This is a genomic window from Salinicoccus jeotgali, from assembly GCF_039538805.1.
GTDB lineage: Bacteria > Bacillota > Bacilli > Staphylococcales > Salinicoccaceae > Salinicoccus > Salinicoccus jeotgali.
The window spans coordinates 1-25,247 of sequence record NZ_BAABCK010000019.1; the positions used below are offsets into that span (position 1 = coordinate 1).

A 25,247-nucleotide genomic window follows, 5' to 3' on the forward strand; every position below is an offset into this window, starting at 1 on the left:
TATCTGTTGTAAACTGAGTCATAGGGGAGGCCTCTTTTCTATGAATTGGTTGTGGTGACTTAATTCTACAAGAAAAGGGCTTCCTTTTTCTATTTATTCATTTACACAAGATATTTTACGCTCTCTCTTTATAAATCGCTTTACCTTCTAGTTTTATTAACCTTTATATATTACTGAAAATTCTATATATTATTTACTGATTGGTTATTTAAAGCACCTAAAATTAGATTGAAGTAGAAAACTACTCTAAATCTACTACTTTATAATTGTAGTTTACAAAATAGACTAGATAGTTGCTTATCACCCATGTAACTAATTGATGGGTTGCCAATAGCAACCTTTCTATCTTAATAGCTATGAATATAAAGAATGAGTCAAGTCACATAGAAACTACCCATTAGTTCATTTAATACTTCATATCAATGAATGAGTGAAGCATTAAAGTAAGTTTCTTTTCTACTTAATACTTATTCAGTATTCTCCTCCATTCATTTTGTGCATCCTGATCTTTCGATACTATAAATTGAACGGTCGGGTTGAGAGACCCAACAGTCCCATCATCATCATATTCACCAAAACCTGTAGATGATCCTACATTTTCTTTTTTTCCAATCAGTTCATATACAACACCATTATCTGCCAGCATGTACTTATGTATGTTCGTGTTTTCTACAGCTAATCTGTTGTATCCCTCTGCAATTCCAGGTGTGGGAGCCGTTTCATCTCTTCCATAGTCACCACTTAAAGGTGTATAGAATACGACACCCCCGATAGCATGTATATCAAAACTCTCAAATCCGGGATTATCAAGATTTTGGACTTGAACTTGTCCATCTGGTGTTAGGGCGTACCAATCACCCCTTCCGGCTGCACCATGTTGAAAGTATAAAGTTGTTACGGCTAGGTTGCCTATTTTTGCACGATCTACCGCCCAATTAAAAAATTCTTCCGTCATCATTTGTTTTTCTTCCGATGTGTACTCTTTTACTGACATTTCTATGTCGTCATGTACCTCAACACTTTCTTCATCTGTGCTCGCCTCATTTAGTGTTGATTCCTTTTTTGAGCTTTGATCTGTAGAGACTGTATTCTCCTCTTTTTCTATCTGACTTGCCTTTTCAACACTACATCCATTAAGAATGAAGAGGCCAATTATAATAGATATTGCTTTCTTCACATTATCTCTCCCTATTTACTGACGTTTATATTATCACCCTAGTTCTAAAGTACCACATCTATTATTCATATATTGATATTCTTCTATTTTCTTCCAACCTTTGTGCATTCAAAGCAAGATTTAGTTCATGTATTTTGCGATGACATGATGAATTCTTAATATATGAGCATTTTCATACCCGCGATCGTGTGTCCCTGTGGCTTGAAGATCAATTCATGTAACAGTATTATCTTTTACATTATTCGATAACATATTTCTTATTATTTTGGATACACACTGCGCCTTTTTATTCGCAAGTTTATTATTTCTTTTGTATTTTTCATTAAATAAACTTCAAAATTGGTTCAAACTCAACTACATACTTTTATATGGAGATAAAATGCTTTCACCTACTAGTATGGTAAAATGTAGAGAGGGAAGGCGGATGTGCAATGACTTGTCAAGGGATAATAGAGATTGGGAACAGTATCTTTAGTAGCAGTTTGGTAGCTTCTCTTCTAGGGGTAGTTGTAGGTGGATTCATTACATATAAAGTTCAAAAACAAAGCATGGAAAAACAACAACAATTTGAACGTAAAAAAATGAAATATGAAGAAAACAAAAAGAATCAGGAAACTAAAATAAAGGCATACAGCAAGATTCTTCATTTGAACAGCACTCATATGGTAAGCGAGTGGGACCATCATACTAGTAGAACAGAATTATATGGAGATAAGTATATGAAGTATATCCAACCAATTTTGTATGAAATTTATCATTTACTTGATGATGATATAGCTAAAGAAATTGATTATATAGAAATATCGTTTGAAAGAATCTATATATTGGGATCAGAAAATGATGATAAATGGTCATTAGGGCATTCTTATTCAAAAATATTAACTGAAATAAGAAAAGAATTTGAAGACATAAGAAAGAGCCGTTCATCTGCATGATGAGCGACTATACTTTTTGGTATGCAATTTTTAAAGTAGATACATCTTCTGCTTCACGAATTGTCTTGTAAAACATTAAACACCTATGTGTAAGAAAGAGCGCGGTAATTTCAACGCACTCAATCCAACCCTTCATATGATGCTTTTAATGTTTGATTAAATAGTTGATATAGAATTTTCTTTTCATGATTGTATATTGATAATATCAATTGAAACAAGTCGATGCTAGAATGACATAGGCGTTGACTTTGTATATTTGAAGTACTTATATTATTGATCAATCTATCAAGTAAGAAAGATAACGCAATACAATTAATTATTATTAAGATAATACATAATTTCAGTGATATCAGCAGCAGTGAAAATCCCAATTAGATCTTTTTTTGTTCTAAAAGTTTCACTTCCTGATTTACTGATGAGTACATACTTATTCAAAGCTTCTATATTTACAAAAGCATCTATGACGCGGTAGAGTTCATCTTCAACATACAATATCGTATACGAATCCTTATTCTCTTCAAAACCAGCATCATCTTTTATTAAGTCAGCAACAGTTTCATCCTCAAAAATAATGCCTCCCTCATCATTTTTATTTGCAATAAAATTTGTAATGCCGGTATCTGTGATCATTCCTCTCAGCGTATCTTTATCAAAAACTGGAAACTGCGAGTACTTATACTTTGATATTAATTTTAATACTTTACTTAGGTCTGTTTCGGAGCTAAGAGTAATCGGTTCCCCATATTTTTTATCATTAATATACTTTTTAATTGCAGTCGGTTTAACAAAATAATTATAAACTTTCCGTATGATCTCCATGGTGTGATCAGAGGGATCAGCAATATCATAAAATTCTTTTGTATAGTCATGGACAATTGTATTACGAAAATTATTGATGAGATGTAATTGATCCACATATTGTCCTAACGACGTATTTTTATATCTTTCATTAATCGTGTGTATACACTCTGAAAATGTGATCTCATGATCGGACTCCTTACTTCTGCCTCTTTTACTTTTAAAGAATTCCACTGCTAGCTCATTTTGTAAAAATTTATGTAATTCATTAAATGACAGTAAAAATTCTTCTTGTCTTTTTGTACGTGAAGTACTCATTTTATATATCATCCCCGCAATTAAATTATTAAGTAAATACTTGAGAATAATCGAATCTTAAACGACTGTCTCCTATATTAATACTACTTTATTTACTAGATGTCTATAAATATGTACTTCTATGCAAGGAGAAAAACTCTCATTTCTACTATACCTGATATATTTCACTAAATAAGTAGATAATAGTGGATGTAATATGGAAATTTGACTACGTTATATAATTCCAAAAGGAAGTAGTAAATACATTTTCAAGCGACATTCTATATCATGATTGTATTTCTGATCAATGCAGCAGGTTATAGCATCAATTTTAGTTAGCATCTTTTTCGAATTCTTTAAATTTATCCTCGAGTTCTCTAATGAGGTAGTTGTATTAATTACATCTATAATACCATTTTCATCTTTGTAACCACTTAAACTTATAAGCCTATAGCAATGATAGTTATACGAAATAAATCGTGTCCATCACTTACTTATCTAATATGTTAATCAGTATTCGTATACGAGCCCTGTATATTTTTGGTATATTAAGAGTAACTATACGGTACAGGAAGAGGAGTAGTGACATGACGAAATTAACTTTACCACAGCTAGAATCTCATCTATGGCAATCAGCTAACATTTTAAGAGGCTCAATTGATTCTTCAGATTATAAAAATTACATATTTGGATTACTATTTTTAAAACGTTTAAGTGATGTCTTTGTCGAACACGCGAAAGAAGTAGAGAAAAATGAAGATGACGATTACGCATGGTATGACCGTGATGAACATCAATTTTTTGTTCCGGAACGTGCACGTTGGAATCATATTCAAATTCAAACACACGATATCGGTAATACTATCAACAAAGCATTTGAAGCACTTGAAGAAGAAAATAGCTCTCTTGTTGGAGTGCTTGCGAATATAGACTTTAACGACAAAGAGAAATTACCGGACTCATTATTATTACAATTGATTCAGCATTTCTCTGCCATTGATTTAAGCAATGCGAATTTATCAGAGCCAGATATGTTAGGTCGGGCATATGAGTATTTAATAAAGCAATTTGCCGATGATGCCGGTAAAAAGGGTGGAGAATTCTATACACCATCTAAAGTCGTTAAACTCATCGTTGATTTAATTCAACCTGAAGAAGGGATGCGTGTCTGTGATCCGACAGTGGGTTCAGGCGGAATGTTAATCCAGTCGGTCGACTATATTAAATCCCAAGGAGGCAATCCAAGAAACCTCTCACTCCATGGACAAGAGCGTAACTTAAATACATGGGCCATTTGTAAAATGAACCTGTTGCTACATGGATTAAGTGACCATCGTATTGAACGTGGAGACACAATTCGTGAGCCTAAGTTATTAGGTGACAGTAAAGAGTTACTCTTATATGACCGTGTAATTGCCAATCCGCCATTCTCCTTAAAAAACTGGGGACGTGAAGAGGCAGAATCAGATGAATACGGACGCTTTAGATTTGGTATCCCACCAAAGAACGCAGGTGACTTTGGATTTGTACAGCATATGGTTGCAACGCTTAATCATGAAGGGAAAGCTGGCGTTGTTATGCCGCATGGTGTGTTATTCCGAGGCGCAGCAGAAGGTAGAATTCGTCAAGGTTTATTAGAAGAAGACTTGATCGAAACAATTATTGGATTGCCTGCTAGTCTATTCTATGGTACTGGCATACCAGCATGTATCCTCATTATTAATCGTAATAAAGTTCCGGAACATAAAGGAAAGACATTTATATTAGATGGTTCGAAGGATTACCGTGAGGGGAAAAATCAAAACATACTGCGTGATGAAGATATACAAAAGATCGTAAGAGCTTATGAAGACTGGGAAGATAAAGAAAAATATTGTCGTGTTGTCGATATCGAAGAGATTAAAGAGAACGACTACAACTTAAATATCGCTCGTTACATTGACACAACTGAAGAGGAAGAGGAAGTTGATGTTCAAGCAGTGTTGAATGACTTGAAACAACTTGAAGCTGAACGTGATGAGATCGAAAAAGTGATGTACGGGTACTTGAAGGAGTTGGGATATAGTGGATAAGTTTTTAACAACCCCTCCAGGATGGAAAAAGAAAAAACTAAGTGAGCTAGGGAGAATAGTAACTGGTTCTACACCTAAAACTGAAGAGGAGAAAAATTGGCTAGGGACACTGCCTTTTGTATCTCCAACTGATATAAATAGAACTAAGTACATTTACTCAACCAAAAGATACGTAAATAAGAGTGTTATTAATGATAATAGAATAATACCAAAAGATAGCGTGATGTACACTAGCATAGCTTCAATTGGTAAAATAGCTATTTCAAGTATGGAATGTACGACAAATCAACAAATTAATTCAATACTCCCAAATAAAGGTTATAACCCCAACTTTTTATATTATTCATTATTATATAAATCTGACTATATAAAGACGCTAGCCGGTACAACCGCAGTACCTATAATTAATAAAAGTTTATTTTCAAAAATCGAGCTTATTATTCCTGTATTAAAAGAACAGCAAAAAATTGCAGCCATCCTCTCCTCTGTCGATGAAGCGATTGAAAAAACAGAGCGAATCATTGAGAAAACCAAAATTGTTAAGCGTGGGCTGATGCAAGAATTGCTCACTAAAGGGATTGGGCATACTGAGTTTAAAGATAGTCCAGTTAGTCAAATACCTAAGTCTTGGAATATAGTTAAAATAAAAGATATTTTCAATACTATAGATGGAGATCGTGGTAAAAATTATCCTGGTCAATCCGATTTTAAAGAAAATGGATATTGCCTTTTTTTGAATACAAAAAATGTGACAAGTAATGGCTTTTGTTTTTCTAATATAAAATTTATAAATAAAACTAAAGATGATGAATTAAAGAATGGAAAATTGATTAGAAATGACATTGTAATGACTTCACGAGGAACTTTAGGGAATATTGCATATTATTCAGATGAAATACCTTTTGATAATGTTCGTATTAATTCAGCAATGCTAATTTTAAGATCAAAGAATAATATTATCCATAATTTTTGGATATATTTATTAAAAGGAAAAATCATTTCACAGTACATTGCAAAATATAAAGTTGGGAGTGCACAACCTCACATAACAAAAAAAAGTTTTAATAATTTACTTATACCATTTCCTTCTTTAGAGGAACAAGAAAAAATCGCAGATATCCTAAACAATGTAGATGAAAAAATAAACAAAGAACAGTCTAGGCTAGATTCTTTAAATGCTTTAAAAAAAGGCCTCATGCAACAACTGTTAACAGGGAAAACACGTGTTACTATAGACAATTAAGAGAGGAGGACACTCTATGTCAGAACACTGGAATGAGGATATGCTAGTAGAACAGAGAATGATCGAACACCTTCAATCATTGGGATACTCTTATATTCATGGTCAGGAACTCCAATCAGAACGGACATCTCAATCTGAAGTTATGTTAATGGATCGATTAAGAGATGCCATTATACGACTCAATCCATGGTTGGATGACAATAACTTAAATAAAGTGATTCGTCGCATCACACACTTGGAAGCAACAAGTCTTATGGAAGCCAATCAATCCTTTCATGACATCCTTATTAATAAAATGTCCATCATGCAAGATCTCGGTGGCGGTAGAAAAAATTATACGGTCCAAGTCATCGATTTCGACAACTTGGACAATAATGAGTTTATAGTCACGAATCAGATGAGTTACACGCATGCTAATATCACGAATCGACCCGATTTAATAATCTATATCAATGGCCTACCACTCGTTATTATTGAATGTAAAAGTCCACGTTTACCACCTGACGAACAAATTGGACAAGGGGTTACGCAATTACTGCGCTATCAAAAAGAAAATGAGCCACTCTTTTACTATAATCAATTCTTAGTATCGACAAGTAATGACCGAGCGAAAGTAGGTACCATTGGTGCGAGAGTTCAACATTATTCTACATGGAAAGAGCCTTATCCCTTAACAGTAGACGCAGTTGGAGAAAATGCATCTGCGCAAGATATTCTATCTGTAGGAATTCTTGAAAAATCACGATTATTCGATATTATTCTGAACTTTATCGTCTATGAACCGGAAGATGGCCGTGTCATTAAGAAAATGGCACGCTATCAGCAGTACCGTGCGGTCAATAAAGCGGTCGAACGTATACTCGTAGGCGAACACCCGCAAGCACGTGGGGGGATCGTATGGGCCACACAAGGGTCTGGAAAATCGCTTGCCATGGTATTTTTATCCATGAAGTTACGCCGTGTATCTGCCCTTAAAAACCCAGTGATCGTCGTCGTGACCGATCGCCAAGATTTAGATCGACAAATTACGGCAACATTCCAGCGTTGCGGCTTTCCAAATCCCGCACAAGCAGAAACAGTTGAAGAACTGAAGACATTGCTTAAACAAGGACCTGGATCGACGGTCATGACACTCGTTCAAAAGTTCCAGACACAAGACGGGGTAGAATATCCATTGCTTTCAGAGGATGAAAATATCATTGTACTAGTAGATGAATCCCATCGTTCACAGTACAGTTCACTCGCAATGAATATGCGTATCGGACTATCGAATGCGACCTATATTGGATTCACAGGGACCCCAATTGATAAAGAAGACAAAAGCACAGTAAGAACATTTGGTACATATATCGATAAATATCCGATTGAACAAGCAGTCTTAGACGAAGCGACAGTGCCTATTTACTATGAAGCACGATTAGTCGATTTACATGTACAAGGCGAAACAATTGATACCTTATTCGATCGACACTTCCGGGAATACTCCGATGAAGATAAAGAGCGTATTAAACAAAAATATGTGACAGAAGAAGCCATTACAGCATCACGCAAACGAATCAAAACAGTCGTTTTAGACATCATTGAACATTACGAACGACATATCTTCCCCAATGGTTTCAAAGCACAGATTGTCACTGTTTCACGTGAAGCTGCCGCAATTTATAAAGAATTTCTAGATGAGCTAAGTGACTATGAATCCAAAGTGATTATTTCAAGTGGACATAATGACCCTGAATTTTTACATCGATATACGTTGTCCAAATCAGAAGAAAAAGAAGCCATTAATCGATTTAAACAACCGATGGAAGAGAATTCATTATCCTTTCTAATTGTATGTGACAAACTACTCACGGGATTTGACGCACCGATTGAACAAGTAATGTATTTAGATAAGCCATTGAAAGAGCACAATTTACTTCAGGCAATCGCACGGACAAACCGTAAATATAACAAGAAGACGCATGGACTTATTGTCGATTACTATGGTATATCTCGTTTCTTAGAAGAGGCACTTGGAATTTTCCATGAATCAGATATTAAGGGCGCAATGCATCATGTAGATGAAGAGATCCCACGCTTACAGTCCCGCCATAGACGTGCAATGCAGTTTTTTGATCATATTCCTAAGGATAATCTTGAAGCGAACTTAAAAGTTTTAGAACCATTAGATGTCAGACACTCTTTTGATACGGCGTTTAAGAAGTTTTCAGAAAGTATGGATATGGTCATGCCGAGTCCAAAAGTTAAAAAATATGTCGATGACTTAAAGTGGCTGGGTAAGATACGCCAACTATCACAATCACGATACTATATCGATGATGGTACCATGGATATTTCAGATTGTGGGGGGAAAGTAAGAGAACTGATTGAGGAATATTTATATGCAACGACCCCACAAATCTTGTTCGAACCCATCAATATTTTGAACCCACAATTTGAAGATAAGTTAGATGAATTGAAAGAACCAGAGGCAAAAGCCGCTGAAATGGAACATGCGATCAAGCATGAGATCCGGATCAAAATGGATGAGAATCCAATTATGTATACATCTATTAAAGAGCGGTTGGAAGAACTCATTGAGCTCCGTAAAGAAAGACAATTGACCATTGAGGAACTGTTGGATGAGTATTATAAAATGCGCGAAGACTTGATGAACATGGAAAATGAAAGTGATAATGTCGGATTAAAAGAAGCCAGACATCTTCCATTTTATCAACTGATAGATGCTTTCACGCCTGAAAGCATGGAACAAGAAGGGATAAAAGATTTAACAGAACTCATCACAGAAATTATAGAAACAGAAGCTGTTGTAGATTGGGTCGATAAAGAGGATATTAAGCGAGAAATCCGTAAAAAAATCAAAAGACAACTCCGTGCGAGTGCGGTCCCAAGCAAAGACATCGAAAATGTAACCCGCCAAATCATTGAATTAGGTGAAATACACTACAGATAAATAAAGACATAACGTCCGTTAAATTTGATATGGATGTTATGTCTTTTCTTGTCCCACACAGTACAGTTCCATACCGTGCACGCGTAACCATTCTTTTGATACTTCATAATCAGGAAGAATCGAACGCACAAGCTTCCAAAAAGCGTCACTATGTTCTGGTATACGTAGATGAGCCAGTTCATGAACCACTATATAGTCAATGATCTTGATAGGCGCCATAGCAATACGCCAATTGATATAAATATTACCTTCCGGCGTGCATGTCCCCCAACGCTTATGTTGCGTCTTCATTTGAATCGATTGAGCTCGAACACCTAATATATTTTCATAATAAGCAACACGCTCTTGTATTTTCTTCAACCCATGCTTACGGTACCATTCGATCAAATGTGCTTCTAATCGATCTTGGACTTTTTCTTGCGCCCAGTTTGAAGGAACAACCGCAAAGAACCGACTTTGTCTAAAAGTAAATGATGTCTTGTCTACTGCTTCTCGGTATACTTTCAATCGATATTGTCTTCCTAGATACGTTAGTTTTTCTCCACTCACAAACTCTTTAGGAGAGACATTAGATTGTATCTCATTTAATTCTTGAACCTTTGTATATATCCATTGGGCCTTATTAGATAATGTCTGATGAATCTTATCCTCTGACATTGTTTCGGGTACAAAAGCAACAATCTTATTTATTAAATCTATAACCACTCTAATGTCTTTACGATTTTGTCTATAGAATGAATAATACATTTTTGTATTGCCATAGTTGATGTAAGACATGTTTCCCTCCCGTTAAATCTCTCATGATCCACATTAGGAACTCAGGTCACAGATAATTATTTAATCATCACCTTTTCTCTTATTTAACATCTTAGAATCAAATAAGAATTGTGAATAAATTAAACTGTCAGCAGCTTGCCTCATCCTTTTAGATCGATTATATAAAGATAATAAAAAACAAATGGCAACTGCTACCAGAATAATCGATTTTATTAAATTAACTAAGTCGAAATTAAAATTTTGAAATTGAGTCGATACAAATTCTAGAAATAAAAAAATTATAAGTAAAGCAAATAGAAATGCAATACTTCTTAAGAAATCAGCTAATCCAACAAACATATCATGTTTTGCTTCTTTTCTCTCTACCATTGCATAGCAATAATTTTTTAAACCGAATTTTTCACCTGATATCTTGTTCTCTTTATACTCATTATGAAGTTCCTCTAGTTCTCCTTTAGTCTCAGAACCATATATATAACCTATCGCTTCTATTATCTGTTTTTGCTTTTCTTCTGAATAACTCAAAAATTTATCTTTATTTTTAAAGTATTCAAATGGCAAATGATCAAATGTTAATTTAGAAATGGAGTAAGATATGTGGCCGCTTATAAAAGATCCAATAATTAAAATAGAGATTAGTAAAATACTAGAAAACGTGTTTAACTGAACTAAATAATCGCTTAGTTCAGGATAAAAATATCTATCCAATGTGTATAAAATATAAGCTAATAATATACTACCTGGAAATAAACATGCCACATGACTATAAAAATTAAAAGGTATACTATTAGTTCTCATGAGTCCTCCTGAACGTGGGGCATAAAATTTTCGAAATGCTAACTATCTAAACTATTATATCATTTATCTTATTCTCAAACATTAGTCTAAAAACCGCATCAACGATGATATGCTTCATTCCTGATAATCTTATTAACCCGGAATATCTGCTCAAGTAACATCACTTTCATCATTTGATGCGGGTAGGTGAGGGAACCGAAACTGATTTCCTGGTCGGAACGTTTCTGAACTTCTCTACCGAGGCCGTTGCTGCCGCCTATGATGAATACTACGTCGCTTTTACCGATGTTCATCCACCTTTGGTATTCTTTCGCCAAATTTTCACTGGTATAGGTCTTACCTTTGATTTCCAGCGTGACGACATGCTGGTTTTCTTTGATTTTACTCAGGATCTTTTGCCCTTCTTTGTCTTTTATGATTTCTATATCTTTATCACTTGCATTGTTTGGTTCTTTTTCATCTTGTATCTCAATCAGTTCGAGTTTAGCATAGCCACTTATGCGTTTACTGTATTCCTCGACCGCTTGCCGCCAGTATTTCTCCTTTAACTTCCCTACGGTAATCAGTGTAATCTTCATTTTATGTCTCCTTCCGTATCTTTCAACTACTAGTATACCTGCGGAATTTAACTATCCACATGTGCATATCTATTAGCAAGTTTTAACGTTTTTTAGATAATACACATGCTTATACACAACTTTCCCACATATCCACATGATTTAATTAATTATTATACATAAAAGGGGGTTATAATCATTAAATTTCTATAAATATAAATAAAACAGCCAGTTTTACACAACTGACTGTTTACTTATCCACAATTATTATAAAGTATCCACAATAATCATAGGTTATGCACATCTTTTTTCATAATTGTGTGTATAACTTTATATTTGGTAGATCTTTGTCGGTATTGCTTTATCGGTATTGCTTATCGTTATATCATTATCCGTATCGATGTCATAATGGTTCAATATCTGTTCGACACTCATTTTAGCAAGTTCTTTCATGTTATTATCAAGACTCAGATGACTCAGATATATGCGCTTTGTACGGTCCGTTATAACGTCGTTCATCGCATGCGCTGCATCTTCATTGGAGACGTGTCCGACATCGGAAAGTATGCGTTGCTTGGTCATCCATGGATATCTGCACATCCGGAGCATATCTACGTCGTGGTTGCTTTCAAAGACGAAGCAGTCGCTATCTTTTATAATGCCTTTCATCTGATCCGAGACATAACCTGTATCGGTGATGATTGAAAGTTTTTTGTCATTCTGCATAAATGTATAGAACTGTGGATCGATTGCATCATGGGATACATTGAACGACTGGACGTCCATCCCGAGGAGTTCCTTTTCCTCCAGTGGATTAAAGTGGAACTTCTTATCACTCGCTACCAGAATATCCTTCGATTCGATGCGTTGCCATGTTTTCTCATTCGCATAGACCGGAATGCCATACTTTTTGGAAATGACTTTCAGACCTTTGATATGGTCGCTGTGCTCGTGCGTAATGAGTATCGCATCAACATTCTTAAGGGAGGTGCCCAGTGAATTTAACGCTTCCTCCGTCCGCTTGCATGAAAGTCCCACATCTATGAGCAGGCTGCCTTGTTCTGTTTCGAGATACGTGCTGTTTCCCGTGGAGCCGCTGGCTAACACGCTCATCTTCATTCTGTTCACTCTCTTTCAATAATATCTTCTGTCTCGCTGATGGCATCTACATATACCGTCTTATCGACGCCCTGGTCACTTATGCTGAATCTCCATTTCGGCCTGAGGAGCACTTGATCACCGTCATTTAAGATGATGTAGTATCCAAGGCGGGCATCCTCTATATCCGCTTCTCCAGAGATTCGTTCGTCAGTATAAAGGCTCGCGACGACTTTTTCAGGATCACGGACAGCCACTGGTGAAGTATATTCATTCTCGCTGATGTTTTTCAGATAGCCTTGCTCGTATTCCATGGCCTGTTTGCCTTCACCTCNATCATCATACTCGTATTCCGAACCTCTGTAAACTTCTTCGGCTTTGTGGTTTTTCAATTCATCAGGCGTCATATCAGGGGCATTCTCTCCGGCTTCAAAACTGTTTTTCAAAACATACCCTTCATTTGTCGTTTCGACCGTTTCAGCTTCTATCTCCTCAGAATCTGTAAAAGTCGCCCTGACTGCGGACAGTATATTCAACTTGCGCGGCTCGTGCTCAGGCACTTGTGATAGATCTATGTTCGTTTCTTCAAGAATATTGGGTCGGTTTTCTATCTTATGGATATCTTCCTGCTGCTTATTGTAGTACATCATGATGAGGCCGATGTTGATCAGTAGGAAGACCAGGATATAGAGGGATTTCGTCAGCTTCCAATCCATCAGTGGAGGCCTCCTTCGTTGAACCGCATCCATTCGTCATTATACTTTACATACCATTGTGGCGTGAAGTGCAGCAGATTGAGCTCAGTCTGCACATCTGAAAATTGCATATCGTAACCAATCGTGATCTTCGATACTTTCTGAAGATCCAAATCCTCATTCAATGCAATCTGATAACGGACATCTTCCAATCTTGCGAGAGACTTCATTTCATCATTCGGTACTTCTGCACTGATATTGAGTAGGGGACGTTGATATTCAAAAAGCGCATTATTACCGTATTTGGTCGTAACGACACTTGATATTTCATCACTGAACACTGCATATCCATTTAAGGTATAACGATAGGTCGACTCATTACCATCCGCTTCATAATCGAAAAGCATATGTTCATTTTCAAGACCACCATGCGAGTTAAGGAAATCGAAGCTTCTTTGGATGGTCTGATGCGAGTTACGATTCGATGACAGCGACTCATCGAGGTTTGTATAGACGAAGTTATAGGTGTTGGGGTTATATGTCGATAAGTTATGGGTCCCTTCATAGACATACACATCATCGTTTTTATTAACTTCGATTTCATCTCCCATGAAGAGGATATCGTTCATCGTATCGATGCCGATCTGTGTCATCAGAAAATGCTCAATGGATACAGCACCCGGAGCTTCCGGCCCATAGATGGCAGTCTTATTGTTCGAGGTTTTCTGATTAGTGATGATGCCAACGTAATCTTCAAAGGAATCTTCATATTCCTCCACGATCGACAACAGGTAGCTGCTGTCGATGTCCGTCTCGGCGACGGCTACTTGTTCCAATGCTTCATTCAACATATAGAAAGTGACTTTTGGAGAAGCAATGTCTACTATAATCCGATCAAAACTGTAGTCGGGTAGGGCACCTTCGTAGGAGAACCCAAGCACTTGGAACAGTGATTTGGACGGCATCTCGGATGGGTAGTCCACAATCAGGAATTCTTCACCCCCGTCTTCCTTAACATCGGGTGTCAGACGGTTCATATTATTGTATATATCAATGTTCTCAATTTCTGTATCTTTCAGGAATTCCCGTACACCGACTACCGCATCCTCCTTGATTGTTCCCTTCACTGAATTGCCGTCTACCCATATCAATTGATAGGCACGCATGACACTGCCGAATTCGAGTGATTCTCCTTGGCCGATGTTGGAAGTCGACTCGATCGATGTATCGACTTGCGAAAATTCCGGCTGATAGCTCCATACCATATATGTCAGGATGGCACTGCTGATGACGAGAAGAAAGAGAATTGTAGATTTGAGTCTTTCCCTATTCATCCCAATCCGCCTCCTCCAGCGTTTCACACGGCAGGTTGATGAAAATTGTTGTACCATGATTCTCCACGCTGTTTGCCCATATTCTACCGTCATGCGCTTCGACGATTTCTTTTGATATGGCCAACCCAAGTCCCGTTCCGCCCATTTTACGTGCACGGCCTTTGTCGACCCGGTAAAACCTTTCGAATATGCGATCTACCTTGCTTGCGGGTATACCCAGTCCGTTATCCTTTATCCGCACGGTCAGACGATTGTATAGACGGTTCTGTTTCACATGAAACTCGACCTTCTTGTTTTCCTTGCTCGAATACTTGATGGCATTCGATATGACGTTATCGAGTACCTGGCCCATCTTATCCACCGCAATCTCTGTAAAGACAGCGGTATCCGGGATGTCGCGCACGAATTCGACTTCATCCTTATGGGTCATTTCGAAGCGGTCGATGATACGGTTTAGGAACAGATTGAAATCTACAATTTCCTTGGACAGTTCTTCCGCTTCATTATCCATTCTGGAAAGCTGCAGCAGATCTTCAACCAGACGGATCATACGGTCTGTCTCTTCACGGGTCACACCAAGGAATTTGGGGGCGAGCGTTTCATTTTGCCAAGCGCCGTCCTGCAGGGCTTCTATATAGCTCCGCATGGATGTAAGTGGCGTCCTGAGCTCGTGAGAGACATTGGCTACAAATTCACGCCGCTCAGTATCCACACGCTCCTGCTCCGTAACGTCATGGAGCACAGCGATGTAACCGTTGATGAAACCCGTATCCTTGACAATGGTCGAGAAATTTACACGGATGGTCGTCTCTTCATCATCATGATTGAAGAAGAGGAGCTGACTCTCATCCATCTCCTGGATTTCTTCGAGCATCATTTCATCGTCCAGTTTCAATACGGCAAGCATATCTTCTCCGCGCGTATTTTCTGCTGTCGCCCCAATCATATCGAGCGCCATCTCATTGACGACGCGTATGCGGCCCCGCCGGTCCGTAGCGATGATGCCGTCGGACATATGGGTGATGACAGAGTCCAGACGCTTCTTCTCACTCTCTGTATTGGCCTGGGCTTCTTGAACGCGTTTAGACAGCATGTTGAATGAGCCTGCCAATTCACCAATTTCATCACTGCTGTATATCTTCACACGCGACGTATAGTCCCCTTCCGACATGAGGAGCGCCTGGTTGCGCATATCCGTAATCGGGCGGGTGATCGTGCGCGAGATGAAGATGCCAAGGATGCTCGTGATGATGAGTGAAATCATTGTGGCGATGATGAATGTATTGTTGATGGCCTGCAGCTGTTTATATACTTCTTCTATATTGGAAGAGGTATATATCGCCCCGAGTATCTGGCCTTCCTGGATGACTGGCTGATTCAACAGCCACACGCGCTGGTTGTCCTGATCCACGTTCACATAGATTTCCTCGTTGCGTGTACCGGTGGAAATGGATTCCTCAGTCAGGGGCGCATCAATCCTTGTACCGACACTCAGTTCATTTGAAATCCGGCTTGTTGCGATAAGGACATTATCCGAATTGACATATCTGATTTCTTCTATTTCTGAGCGGTTGCCGTAATCGGCAAGCAAGGTCTGGACCTCTTCCTGGAACTGGGCACTGTCATCCCCATATTCCCTATGCAGCTCGTTGATCCTCGTGTCAATGAGGCTCACTTGCGTCTCGATATTTTCCTGGAAATTGCCGATCAGTTCCTTCTCAAGCGTATTGGTGAAGTACAGTCCGATGATCTGCATGCCGATGATAATCAAAAGCACATAGATGATGACAAGTTTGATATGGAGGGACTGCAGATTTTTGAAAAACTGCTTCATTAAGCGTTAACTCCTTTATTCATCACCTTGGATATAGTAACCGACACCGCGTCGTGTCATGAGATACTCGGGGTGTGACGGATCATCCTCCACTTTTTCCCTGAGTCGCCTGACGGTCACGTCGACTGTACGTACATCTCCAAAATAATCATAACCCCATACCGTCTCAAGCAAGTGCTCCCGTGTCATGACTTGGGACAGATGCTGGGCAAGATAATTAAACAGTTCGAATTCCCTGTGGGTCAAGTCGATATCTTTATCGTATTTCTTTATTGCGAAGGCTTCCGGTATGACTGTAATGTCCCTGATCTGGATGTTATTGGATTCCGGTTCCTTTTCTTTTGATGCCGTTTCGACGTTACGCCTCAAGTTCGCCTTCACCCGGGCGATGAGTTCACGGGTAGAGAAGGGTTTCGTCACATAATCATCCGCACCGAGTTCCAATCCGAGCACTTTATCGATTTCGGAATCTTTTGCGGTCAACATGATGATCGGCATATCGTGCTTCTTGCGCACTTCCCTGCACACTTCCATGCCATCCATGCCTGGGAGCATGATGTCCAAAAGTACTATATCCGGCACCACGTCCAAAATCAATTCCAAAGCATCGTTGCCATCATAGGCACAATGCACTTCATATCCTTCTTTTTCAAGGTTGAATTCCAGAATATCCGCAATCGGTCTTTCGTCATCTACTACAACAATCTTCTTGGGCATTTCTTTCCCTCGCTTTCATTACAAGGTTTATAAACACACTCGTATCCAAACTAAATGTATCACTTTTTCGAACGCATTTCCATCAACCATAGCAAAAAAGCCATCAGCAAGAAGCGCTGACAGCTCAGATGGACGGTCCCGACGGGAATCGAACCCGCGATCTCCTGCGTGACAGGCAGGCATGTTAACCGCTACACCACGGGACCAAGACTATGTGAAATATAATATAAGTGACCCGTACGGGACTCGAACCCGTGTTACCGCCGTGAAAGGGCGGTGTCTTAACCGCTTGACCAACGGGCCATATGTTTTAACACAAACATTATTATACCATGAGGCAAATTTACTTTTCAACTCAAATTTTCATATTTTCAAAAGAATATCCCGCGGTCATGCCGCGGGATTAGTCCTACTGCCAGAAATTCTTGAGGAGGTTAGTCTGGTTGCGGTCTGGTCCTACAGAGAAGATTGAGATATTCACTCCTGTAAGGCGTGAAATCTCCTCCAGATAGTGTCTGGCGTTATCCGGCAGATCTTCCAGGCGTTTGATGCCTGTAATGTCTTCTTTCCATCCTGGCAGTGTTTTGAAGATTGGTTTTGCATGTTCCAATTCCTTCAGTGTAGCCGGATACTCAGTCATTTCCACTCCGTCTATTTCGTAGGCTGTACATATCTTGACTGATTCCAGGCCACTCAGCACATCTATGGAATTGAGCGACAGGTCGGTGATGCCACTGACACGACGTGCATGGCGGACAACGACGCTGTCGAACCATCCGACACGTCTCGGGCGACCTGTGGTAGTGCCGTATTCCCGTCCTATTTCGCGGATATGCTCTGCATTGTTATCAAATAGTTCGGTAGGGAAGGGGCCGTCTCCAACGCGTGAAGTATAGGCTTTACACACGCCTACTATGTTCTTCAGTGAAGTCGGGCCGACACCACAGCCAACTGTTACATTACCTGCAACGGGATTGCTTGAAGTGACGAAGGGATACGTGCCGTGATCGATATCGAGCATGACACCTTGCGCACCTTCAAATAAGACGTTTTGACCATTCTGGAATGCATCATCGAGAATTTTGGCTGTATCTGTGACGTAAGGCGCGAGACGTTCTGCCGCTTTACGGTAGGGTTCGAATATTTCATCGAATGTATAGCCTTCACGTCCATAGAGTGCTGTGAACATATGGTTCTTAATCTCGAGGTTCTCTTTCAACCTTCTGCTGAAAGTTTCTTCATCTATCAGATCGGCCATACGTATGCCGATGCGCTGCGCCTTATCTACATAACACGGACCAATACCCCTTTTAGTGGTGCCGATCTTATTCGCTCCACGTGCTTCTTCTTCAAGCTCATCTTGAAGAAGGTGATAGGGCAGGATGACTTGGGCACGGTTTGAAATCCTGAGGTTGTCCACTGAAATGCCGCGTTCTATCAGGCCATCAAGCTCCTTGATTATGGAAAGGGGATCGATGACGACACCATTGCCGATTAATGAGATTTTGTCTTTATAGAATATTCCGGAAGGCACAAGGTGGAGCTTATACGTTTCGCCACCGAATTGAATCGTGTGGCCTGCGTTATTTCCTCCGGAGAAACGTGCGATGATATGCGCGTCTTCAGATAGGAAATCTGTAATTTTACCTTTTCCTTCGTCGCCCCATTGGGTTCCGACTACTACTGTTCCAGACATAAGTTTGCCTCCAATTTATCATTGAAATACCGTACTTATTCTAACAATAAGCTGAGCATAATGCAATTAAAAATACGAACGTTTTTATAGGGACCCTATAAAAACATTCGTAATTAGTTCGGCGGGATATACCCGTCATCATAACCTCTATTGTCCTGGTCAAAGAAACTGCTGTAGGATTTATTGAAGATCAGCTTGACGGTACCTGTTGGTCCGTTACGGTGCTTGGCCAGGATGATTTCAATTTCGTCCTGTTCCTTCTGCGCACCTTCAGCCTCCTCTTCACCATCGCCCCGCGTATAGTAATCTTCTCTGTATAGGAAGGCGACGATGTCGGCATCCTGCTCAATTGAACCGGATTCACGCAAGTCACTCATCATCGGCCGCTTGTCCTGCCGCGTCTCCACACTACGGGAGAGCTGGCTCAGTGCTATGACCGGACATTCCATTTCGCGTGCCAATGCCTTCAGCATACGTGAAATCTCCGATACTTCCTGCTGACGGTTGTCGCTGCGCTTACTGCTCGACCCCTGGATCAGCTGGAGGTAATCGATGATCACCATATCCAGACCATGCTCCTGCTTCAGGCGCATGCATTTCGAGCGGATATCGTTGACACGGATCCCCGGTGAATCATCTATGAAGATTTTCGATTCCGCCAGACTGCTTATCGCAGTCGTGAAATTATCCCAGTCATCATGTCCGAGATTCCCTTGACGCAGCTTTGTCGCATCAATCATGCCCTGGCTTGAGATCATCCGTGAAACAAGCTGATCGGCTCCCATTTCGAGCGAAAATATCGCCACAGTATGGTTCTCGGCTGAAGTGCCGGCATGGCCTGCGATATTCAAGGCGAAGGCCGTCTTACCCATGGAAGGGCGGGCGGCGAGGATGATCAGATCATTGCGGTTGAATCCCGATGTCATGAAGTCAAGGTCCCGGTAGCCGGTCGGGATACCGGTTGTAGTGTCCGTCTGGCCGGCCCTGGCTTCAACTTGTTCGTAGACTTCGTGGACGACGGACTTCATGGACTTGAAGCCTTCATTCCGCCGGCTTTCAGATATCGACATGATCCTTGACTCGGCTTCAGTCAGTAGATCTTCTATTTCTGCATCCTCCGAAAACCCTTCATTGGCGATTTCTTCAGCTGTCTGGATCAATTTTCTTTTAAGGGCATATTTCGCAACGATATCAACATAGAACGCCGCATTGCGGCTTGTTGGCACAACATTGGATAATTCCGCAAGATAGCGCGGTCCACCGACGGAATTGAGTACTTCCATACTTTTCAATTGATCGATCAGGGTGACGACATCGATATTCTGATGGTTTTCACTCAATATGCCCATAGCCTGATAAATATGCCGGTGTTCCGAACGGTAAAAATCTTCAGGATCCAGTGTCTCCGCAGTAGAAATGAAGATTTCCGGATTGATCAATATCGCACCGAGGACAGATTGTTCCGCCTCCATGTTATGGGGCATCTGCTGATGTATATCCAATATCAATGCCTCCCCGGCTGATTATTCTTCGACGACATGCACTTTGATTTCAGCAGAGACTTCCTGGTGGAGTTTTACATTCATCTTGTGGTAGCCAAGACTCTTCAATGGCTGTGACATATCGAGTTTCCTTTTATCCAATTTTATGCCGTGCTGCTTCTCATAGGCTTCCTTCACCTGTTTTGAACTGATTGAACCGAACAGGCGGCCGTCTTCGCCGGCCTTCGTCTTGACTTCGACTTCTTTTTCTTCCAGTTCTTCCTTCAGTGCTTTCGCATCTTCCAATTCCTGCTTGGCTTTTTCGGCTTTGGCTTCTTTTTCTGCTTCTAGTTTTGCCAAGTTGCCAGGTGTGGCTTCTTCAGCCAATCCTTTTTTAAGAAGGTAGTTTTGGGCATAGCCTGTCGCCACTTCCTTCACTTCACCTTTTTTACCTTTATTTTTTACATCGCTCAGAAAGATCACTTTCATTCTTCTTCACTCCCGTTATAAAGTATATCGTCTATTGTTTCTATCAGTTCTTCGTAAAGTTCATCCATCGTTTTATCTGTGACGCGTGTTGCGGCGTTGGACAAGTGTCCACCTCCGCCCAAGGCCTCCATGACCAGCTGGACGTTGACTTCCCCGAACGAGCGCGCAGATATGCCAATCGACTCATCTTCCCTTATCGCCATGACGAATGAAGCCTGGACGCCTTCGATCTGCAGAAGCTGATCGGCAGCCTGGGCGACTGTGACAGGGTGATAGGTCATTGACGGATCGGCTTTGACTATGGCGATGCCATTGTCCCTGATTTCAGCGGACTTGATGAGGTCGCTCCGCGCAATATAGGTGTCTATATCATCCTTCAGGAAGGTCTGCGCCAATACCGGGTCTGCGCCTTGGCTCCTCAGGAAGCTTGCCGCATCGAATGTCCGAGAACCGGTACGCAGCGTATAGTTCCTTGTATCTACAATGATGCCGGTCAGCATGACCGTCGCTTCCAGACGAGACAGCTTCTGTTCCTTATTCTGGTACTCCAGCATCTCCGCCACCAGTTCACTCGCACTCGATGCATAAGGTTCCATATACACAAGGAGCGGATTTGAGATGAAATCATCGGAACGCCGGTGGTGGTCGATGATTACTTTCCGTGTGGCCTTGTTGAGGAGAACCTCATCGAGCACCATGCTTGGACGGTGGGTATCGACGACGACGACCGTCGTCTTCGAATTCATCTTTTCCCATGCCTCTTCAGAGGTCACGAATATTTCCATCAGATCTTCGCGCTTCTCGAGTTCATTCATCATCCTCTGAAGCGTTTCGTCGATATCTTCATCATTGAGCACGATATTCGCTTCTATGCCATTCATGGAAGCCAATTTGGCTACGCCGATTGCGGAGCCGAGCGAATCCATGTCCGGGTGCTTATGCCCCATGATGAGCACGTTGTCACCTTCGAGGAGAAGGTCACGCAAGGCATGCGATATGACGCGCGCCTTGACCCGTGTCCGCTTCTCCATCGGATCCGTCTTGCCGCCGTAGAACCTGGCGTTGCCGTTCATCGTCTTGATGGCGACCTGGTCCCCACCACGCCCCAATGCGAGGTCGAGGCTGGACTGGGCGAGTTCGCCGACTTCGATATAATCATCGGAACCTTCACCGATGCCGATGCTCAATGTGATCTGTGCACCCAGTTCCTGCGTACGGTCACGCACTTCATCCAATAGGTTGAAGCGCGTATCTTCCATTTCGTTCAGACTTTTTGAATTCAGCAGCACGATGAAACGATCCTGTGAAAATCGTCTGATGTAGATATGGTGATGATTGGCCCAATCGTTGATTATGTTCGTGATGTTGTTGTTCAATTCACTCTTTAGGGCCTCACTCATGTTCTGGGTGACCTCATCGTAGTTGTCGAGGAAAAGTATACCGATAACAGGCTGCTTCTCCTCAAGCTCCATCTCCTTACGACGCTGATTGGTGATGTCGATCAGATGGAGGGCCTGAAACTTTTCGTCCCAATAGATCTTGTAGTGCTTGTCATTGTAGGTCGATTCCGTCGTCTGTATATTATTTGCCTTCAATGTGGTCATGACGTTCGGAAATAGGCGGTTGATCGGTACATTCAAGTTCTCTTTCGAGATTTCCTTGTACATGTAGTCATTCATCCACTCGATTTCATCTTCATCATTCAGTATGATCAGCCCCATCGGCAATTCATCGATCGCATACTGCTTGCTGCCTGCGATATCCACCACCATCTGTCGGAAGCGGGTTTCGTTGAGGATGACCGATCGGTAGAGGTACAGGCTGAGAAGTGTCAGGAGAATGGCGCTTACGATCAGAAAGAGCAGACCGGTCCTGAAATGGTTGGTCAGGACAAATATATTCATGACCAGTATATGGAACGCTGCTATGGCGAATGGTATGAATACCATTCTCTTGTCCAGCACATTATACATTCTCATCACTTCCTTTTTGTCAGTAATAGTTTCCTGAACCTGAAGATCATTTCAAATATGCCGATAAGCAGCGTAATTGGCCTGAGTAGGGCAAACGGCACCAGCAGTGCAATCGATAGAGCCTTGTTAAGCTTCTTTTCCATGAAAAAGAAATAGAGGAAGCTTAGGCCATGGAGAAACAGGGCCCATTCCATGACAACCATTATATTTCCAATGGTCGACTGAGCTGCACCTTCAGTTGTAAAGAATGATACTATAAACAGAATCAAAAATAAATGCAGCACGAACCTTGGGAATATCCATTCCTTGAAGGAACGGTATTTCCACAGCTTCACATCTGTTGAAGCAAAGAGGACCCGTTGCATCAGAACCGTGTAGAGCGCAATCAGAAACGACAGTACGGTGATATGCGCCGGCAGGTTGATGAACAGCTGGTCCATCGTACTTTGGATGAGGCCGCTATCAAGCGTAGATGACGCGATGGAACCATACATCTCAACTTGTTCAATATACCAGTTGCGGATATTCAGGTAGGTTTCTGACAGCGGCTGGATATACCCAAGCCCCTGAAGCAAGTTCAATCCCCCGATCGTACTGATCATAAGCGCAGCCGTCAAATAGAAGAGTGTGAGTTCCTGCGAGTCTTCATTTTTCAAAGTCCTATGAAGGACTGTTGCCACTATATATAATACCACAAACCACAGCCAAGAATCTGGCGAAAGCAGTAGGATGGCAGGTATCAGGAAACTGATGAAAGTCAGCCAAAAGTGGTAATTGGACTGATGTTTCAACCTGACTAGGAAAAAAGCTGCGAATGGCAGCAGGACTGCTCCAAAAAGCAGGCTGATGTCTGTGAGGGTGATGAACACAAAGACAGTGAACAGCACCAGCATAAGTTGAAGCATCGATACTTGTCTATTCAAATTTCTGCGCCTCCAAAAATAAAATAAAGCCCCTAAACGAATAGGAGCATCCATTAGTACTATTATAACGCTTCAAGTTTCTCCTGACCATTCATATACGGTCTGAGTATTTCTGGGATCGTGACCGAACCATCTTCATTCTGATAATTTTCCAACAGTGCAGCCATCGTCCGTCCGACCGCTAGTCCACTGCCATTCAATGTGTGTAGGAACTCGGCTTTCGCCCCTTTTTCGCGCTTAAACTTGATGTTGCCACGGCGCGCCTGGAAATCGGCCATGTTGGAGACTGAACTGATTTCTTTGTAGTCCTCATAACTCGGCAGCCATACCTCGACATCGTAGGTTTTCGAAGAACCGAATCCGATGTCTCCTGTACAGAGCAGCACAGTGCGGTGCGGAATCTCCAACAGATTCAATATATTCTCTGCATGCTCGGTCATTTCTTCAAGTGCATTCCAGGAATCTTCAGGGCGTTCTATGCGCACCATTTCAACCTTATTGAACTGATGCAGACGGATGAGACCGCGGGTGTCCCTCCCGGCAGATCCTGCTTCACTTCTGAAACAAGCTGTCTGGGCAGTGAATTTAGTAGGCAATTGTCCCTCAGACAACGTTTCATCCTTGTAGAAATTCGTCAAAGTGACTTCTGAAGTCGGGATTGTATACATTTCCATGTCTTCTATCTTGAACAGGTCATCCCCGAATTTTGGCAGCTGGCCTGTAGCGTACATGGCTTCTGCACGCACGATCTGCGGCGTCATCATTTCCCGGTAGCCATTTTTATTATGCACATCCAGCATGAAATTCATCAACGCACGTTCCAGCCTTGCACCGTCTCCCGTATGGTAGACGAAGCGCGCCCCGGAAACCTTTGCGGCACGCTCGAAGTCCGCCAGTTCCAGGTCAGTCAGCAGATCCCAGTGCGCTTTTGGTTCAAAATCAAATTTACGGGGCGCGCCCGTCTTGCGGATTTCCACGTTTTCCGTGTCATCCTGCCCTTCAGGCACATCATCGTGGATGAGGTTCGGCACTCGGCTCATCTTATCATTGAAGCTTGCTTTGACGGCCTTAAGCTGCTCATCGATGTCTTTGATCTCCTCACCGACATCGCGCATGGCTTGGATGGCATCATCTGCGTTTTCTTTGTTCCGCTTCTTCAGCGCAATTTCTTCAGATGCTTTATTGCGCTTGCCCTTCAACTCTTCGGTCTTCTGGATAAGTGTCCTGCGGGAGTCATCCAACTCCAATATCTCATCTATGATTGCAGGATCTTCGCCACGCTTCCTTGTCTTTTCCTTCACACGTTCCGTTTCATTACGGATTAATTTGATATCAAGCATAAGTTTGACCTCCATCTATTTTGAAATAAAAGAAACCACGCCCCGGAAAGGGACGTGGTA

General features: G+C 41.2%; 20 protein-coding genes and 2 tRNA genes. 4 read left to right on the forward strand and 18 right to left on the reverse strand.

What is annotated here, in order from left to right; genetic code table 11:
- Positions 1–460: 460 nt before the first annotated feature.
- Positions 461–1,177 carry a hypothetical protein gene (locus ABD734_RS04720; protein ID WP_344701909.1) on the reverse strand — a complete coding sequence of 239 codons (717 nt, stop codon included), beginning with the start codon at positions 1,175–1,177 and terminating at the stop codon, positions 461–463.
- Between the two features lie 431 nt (positions 1,178–1,608).
- On the opposite strand from ABD734_RS04720, the gene ABD734_RS04725 reads away from it, so the two are divergent.
- Positions 1,609–2,112, forward strand: coding sequence for a hypothetical protein (locus ABD734_RS04725; RefSeq protein WP_344701911.1), 504 nt, complete (start codon positions 1,609–1,611; stop codon positions 2,110–2,112).
- A gap of 312 nt (positions 2,113–2,424) precedes the next feature.
- Here the strand turns inward: ABD734_RS04725 and ABD734_RS04730 are convergent, their stop codons facing one another.
- A complete protein-coding gene (locus ABD734_RS04730) occupies positions 2,425–3,228 on the reverse strand; it encodes a CBS domain-containing protein (RefSeq protein WP_344701913.1) in 804 nt (267 codons plus the stop codon).
- 566 nt (positions 3,229–3,794) lie between these two features.
- On the opposite strand from ABD734_RS04730, the gene ABD734_RS04735 reads away from it, so the two are divergent.
- Genes ABD734_RS04735 through ABD734_RS04745 form a run of 3 tightly spaced genes read left to right on the forward strand, consistent with a single transcriptional unit; the run spans position 3,795 to position 9,475 of the window.
- Positions 3,795–5,279, forward strand: a complete 1,485-nt coding sequence (locus ABD734_RS04735; protein ID WP_344701915.1) for a type I restriction-modification system subunit M — start codon at positions 3,795–3,797, stop codon at positions 5,277–5,279.
- Complete coding sequence (locus ABD734_RS04740) at positions 5,272–6,522, forward strand: restriction endonuclease subunit S (protein ID WP_344701916.1); 1,251 nt, start codon at positions 5,272–5,274, stop codon at positions 6,520–6,522. The genes ABD734_RS04735 and ABD734_RS04740 overlap by 8 nt, the downstream gene beginning before the upstream one ends.
- Positions 6,523–6,538: 16 nt before the next feature.
- Positions 6,539–9,475, forward strand: coding sequence for a type I restriction endonuclease subunit R (locus ABD734_RS04745; protein WP_344701918.1), 2,937 nt, complete (start codon positions 6,539–6,541; stop codon positions 9,473–9,475).
- A gap of 36 nt (positions 9,476–9,511) precedes the next feature.
- Here ABD734_RS04745 and ABD734_RS04750 read toward each other — a convergent pair whose 3' ends face one another.
- The 16 genes from ABD734_RS04750 to serS form a co-directional block, all read right to left on the reverse strand.
- Positions 9,512–10,252, reverse strand: coding sequence for a M48 family metallopeptidase (locus ABD734_RS04750; RefSeq protein ID WP_344701920.1), 741 nt, complete (start codon positions 10,250–10,252; stop codon positions 9,512–9,514).
- Between the two features lie 60 nt (positions 10,253–10,312).
- Complete coding sequence (locus tag ABD734_RS04755; protein ID WP_344701922.1) at positions 10,313–11,050, reverse strand: hypothetical protein; 738 nt, start codon at positions 11,048–11,050, stop codon at positions 10,313–10,315.
- Between the two features lie 98 nt (positions 11,051–11,148).
- A complete protein-coding gene (gene rlmH / locus ABD734_RS04760; protein WP_344701924.1) occupies positions 11,149–11,628 on the reverse strand; it encodes a 23S rRNA (pseudouridine(1915)-N(3))-methyltransferase RlmH in 480 nt (159 codons plus the stop codon).
- 309 nt (positions 11,629–11,937) lie between these two features.
- Entirely contained in the window at positions 11,938–12,735 is a 798-nt protein-coding gene (locus ABD734_RS04765; RefSeq protein ID WP_425568299.1) for an MBL fold metallo-hydrolase, read from the reverse strand.
- Positions 12,732–13,454: a two-component system regulatory protein YycI gene (gene yycI / locus ABD734_RS04770; protein ID WP_425568300.1), complete on the reverse strand. Its 723-nt coding sequence runs from the start codon at positions 13,452–13,454 to the stop codon at positions 12,732–12,734. Before yycI ends, ABD734_RS04765 begins: the two co-directional genes overlap by 4 nt.
- A complete protein-coding gene (locus tag ABD734_RS04775; protein ID WP_344701928.1) occupies positions 13,421–14,734 on the reverse strand; it encodes a YycH family regulatory protein in 1,314 nt (437 codons plus the stop codon). Before ABD734_RS04775 ends, yycI begins: the two co-directional genes overlap by 34 nt.
- Positions 14,727–16,568 carry a cell wall metabolism sensor histidine kinase WalK gene (gene walK / locus ABD734_RS04780; protein WP_344701930.1) on the reverse strand — a complete coding sequence of 614 codons (1,842 nt, stop codon included), beginning with the start codon at positions 16,566–16,568 and terminating at the stop codon, positions 14,727–14,729. Before walK ends, ABD734_RS04775 begins: the two co-directional genes overlap by 8 nt.
- A gap of 15 nt (positions 16,569–16,583) precedes the next feature.
- Positions 16,584–17,285, reverse strand: coding sequence for a response regulator YycF (gene yycF / locus ABD734_RS04785; protein ID WP_344701932.1), 702 nt, complete (start codon positions 17,283–17,285; stop codon positions 16,584–16,586).
- Between the two features lie 133 nt (positions 17,286–17,418).
- Positions 17,419–17,491, reverse strand: a tRNA-Asp gene (locus ABD734_RS04790).
- A 25-nt stretch (positions 17,492–17,516) separates the two neighbouring features.
- Positions 17,517–17,588, reverse strand: a tRNA-Glu gene (locus ABD734_RS04795).
- Positions 17,589–17,694: 106 nt separating this feature from the next.
- Positions 17,695–18,981: an adenylosuccinate synthase gene (locus ABD734_RS04800; RefSeq protein ID WP_344701934.1), complete on the reverse strand. Its 1,287-nt coding sequence runs from the start codon at positions 18,979–18,981 to the stop codon at positions 17,695–17,697.
- A gap of 113 nt (positions 18,982–19,094) precedes the next feature.
- Positions 19,095–20,465 (reverse strand): replicative DNA helicase, encoded by a 1,371-nt coding sequence (gene dnaB / locus ABD734_RS04805; RefSeq protein WP_344702025.1) that lies wholly within the window; start codon positions 20,463–20,465, stop codon positions 19,095–19,097.
- A gap of 39 nt (positions 20,466–20,504) precedes the next feature.
- Positions 20,505–20,951 (reverse strand): 50S ribosomal protein L9, encoded by a 447-nt coding sequence (gene rplI, locus ABD734_RS04810; protein WP_344701936.1) that lies wholly within the window; start codon positions 20,949–20,951, stop codon positions 20,505–20,507.
- A complete protein-coding gene (locus ABD734_RS04815; RefSeq protein WP_344701938.1) occupies positions 20,948–22,924 on the reverse strand; it encodes a DHH family phosphoesterase in 1,977 nt (658 codons plus the stop codon). The genes rplI and ABD734_RS04815 overlap by 4 nt, the downstream gene beginning before the upstream one ends.
- A gap of 5 nt (positions 22,925–22,929) precedes the next feature.
- Positions 22,930–23,847 (reverse strand): DUF2232 domain-containing protein, encoded by a 918-nt coding sequence (locus ABD734_RS04820; protein ID WP_344701940.1) that lies wholly within the window; start codon positions 23,845–23,847, stop codon positions 22,930–22,932.
- A gap of 62 nt (positions 23,848–23,909) precedes the next feature.
- Positions 23,910–25,187, reverse strand: coding sequence for a serine--tRNA ligase (gene serS / locus ABD734_RS04825; RefSeq protein ID WP_344701942.1), 1,278 nt, complete (start codon positions 25,185–25,187; stop codon positions 23,910–23,912).
- Positions 25,188–25,247: the final 60 nt, after the last annotated feature.